2 protein-coding genes and 1 pseudogene are annotated in these 2,326 nt (G+C 57.8%); 2 read left to right on the top strand and 1 reads right to left on the bottom strand.

What is annotated here, in order from left to right:
* Both ACXJ5O_RS24735 and ACXJ5O_RS24730 read left to right on the top strand, forming a co-directional pair.
* Nucleotides 1-229: pseudogene (locus ACXJ5O_RS24735) on the top strand (Xaa-Pro aminopeptidase); the annotation flags it as partial.
* On the top strand, nt 229-1,635 hold the full coding sequence (locus ACXJ5O_RS24730; RefSeq protein WP_457302214.1) for a Zn-dependent hydrolase: 1,407 nt from the start codon (nt 229-231) through the stop codon (nt 1,633-1,635). The pseudogene ACXJ5O_RS24735 and the gene ACXJ5O_RS24730, both read left to right, overlap by 1 nt.
* Before the next feature lie 412 nt (nt 1,636-2,047).
* On the opposite strand, the gene ACXJ5O_RS24725 is transcribed toward ACXJ5O_RS24730, so the two are convergent.
* On the bottom strand, nt 2,048-2,326 hold a 279-nt coding region (locus ACXJ5O_RS24725), incomplete at its 5' end, for a DUF779 domain-containing protein (protein WP_457302213.1).

Below are 2,326 nucleotides of genomic sequence, written 5' to 3'. Positions count from 1 at the left end.
GGGCTGGGCACTGAACTGTGAGGATGCCGTCACCTTCGCCGACAAGGCTTTGCGCGACGAGTTGCGCGCTCGTCACCCTGCTGTCGCAGGCCGTTTCGACGCGCGTCGGGCTTTCGTGCGGGATAGCCTGGCCATCGAGGTTCGGGACAGTGTCCTGCTTCTTTCGGCCATCCCTCTATGCCTGCCGCCGTTCTGGCTTCGGTCGGACCTTCTGCTGGCGAGGAGCTGATGTGGCAACCAGCCTGGATGTTGCGGTCCTATCCGAGGCAGCATCCAGTCGAACTGACATACGCACCCTTGAGTTCTGCATCGCAGGGCTGCGCCGATGCGCGCACCGGGCGCTGGCTCGACTTTCAGGCAGCGTCTTCGCTGCGACCCAATGAGGACATTGCGGTGACGAATAAGCTTATGGTCAATGGTGAGAGGTTGTGGGAGACGCTGATGGCGTCCGCCGCAATCGGGGCGACAGCGAAGGGCGGCCTTTGCCGGATGGCGTTGAGCGACCTCGACGGCGACATGCGGGATCTGTTTGTCCAATGGTGCCAGGAGGCGGGAATGACCGTAAAGGTTGACCGTGTTGGCAACATATTCGCGCGACGCGCTGGAACGCACGCCGGATCGAAGCCGGTGATGATCGGTAGCCACCTTGACACCCAAATCCGCGGCGGCCGGTTTGACGGTATTCTTGGCGTCCTCGCCGGCCTGGAAATTGTTCGCACCCTCAATGAAAAGGCGATCGACACCATACGACCGATCGAGGTCGTTTGCTGGACGAACGAAGAGGGTGTTCGTTTCCAGCCGCCGATGATGGGTGCGGGGGCCTTCGCAGGTATCCACGATGTCGATTTCGTTCTGGACCAGGTCGCCGAAGATGGGGCCATCTTCCGCGCCGAACTGGGTCACATCGGCTATGCCGGTGATGCGGATCGGGACCCAGCCGACATCGACTCGTATTTTGAACTGCACATCGAGCAAGGACCCATCCCGCACGCAGAAGGCGTGAGCGTTGGCATTGTCACCGGTGGCTTCACGTCCTTTGGAGCCAAAGTTCTGTTCCATGGTGAAAACGCACATTCCGGCCCAACTCCCATGCGTGCTCGCAAGGACGCACTGGTAGGCTTGGCCGGCCTCGTCAATCGCGTCAACGACATTGGCTGGGACTATGAACCCGAAGGGCGAGCCACGACAACCCGCGTGGAAATTTCGCCGAACCGGTATGGCATTATCGCCGATGAGGCCGAAGTGACAATCGACGTGCGCCATCCCAACGCCGTGCGGGCACAGGAAATGCTCGAAAAGGCTGTTTCAGCAATCGATGACAGCGCTGATCGCGCGAATGTGCAGGCTGAGATTGTCAAGCAGTGGTCATTCGGCGACGTCGCCTTCGACACAGACCTGGTAAACCTCATTGAAGGTGTAGCCGTCGAGTTACAAGTTTCGCATAAACGTATGCTGAGCGTGGCCGGACATGATGCCTACCACATCGCGCGCATTGCTCCAGCGGCAATGCTATTCACGCCATGCAAAGATGGGATCACGCACAACGAARCTGAAGAAATCGAGCTCGGCTATTCCTTGCCTGGAGTCAATGTTCTGCTCAACGCTGTGCTGCGCCGGGCAAATAATATCCGATGAAATCAACCTGCGCTCAATTATTGCGCTTGAGCGGAATCGAACCGCAGACCCACTCAATGCGGTTTTCTGAAGCGCGGTTCCCGATGAGGCATTATGCGATTTTCGCAGCACAGACCAAGAACACTAGGCTGTTTAGTAAGCGTGGCGACAGCTGATGGAAGACGTTCGCACTTGCGGTCACAGCCCAACAGGGATCCGGAAGGCGCAAGCCACGGCCTGATTCTGGCTACGCAGCATTCGATGGCTGCCACGCTGGCAGCCATCTCTCAGCGAAATCGATCCAGCAGTTACGAATTCTGTTCGATTGATCCGACGCCTCCTGATAGCGACGGCAAATGCGAGACGACCAGCATTTGTGCCGCGCCTTTCTGATTAACGGCTTAATCGGCCATAATAAACGATGGGTACCGTCTTAGATGATGCAAACTTTTGATCGCGTCAGAAATCTCACCTCCCGCCCGTTATCGAGCGAAAACATCCCGCCGCGGCCTGGGACGACGTCTATGATAAGCTCGGTGTGCTTCCACACGTCGTATTGCGGGGCGCTGATGTAGACGGGAGCTCCACCGATTTCACCGAGCTGAACATCTTGGTCACCGATGATAAAATCGCCTTTCGGATAACACATAGGTGACGAGCCGTCGCAACAGCCGCCAGACTGATGGAACAGAATCGGCCCATACTCCGACTG

The sequence above is a fragment of the Phyllobacterium sp. P5_D12 genome (assembly GCF_054049495.1).
Note: the sequence above shows the minus strand (reverse complement) of the source record. Positions and strands in the feature narration are given on the sequence as shown.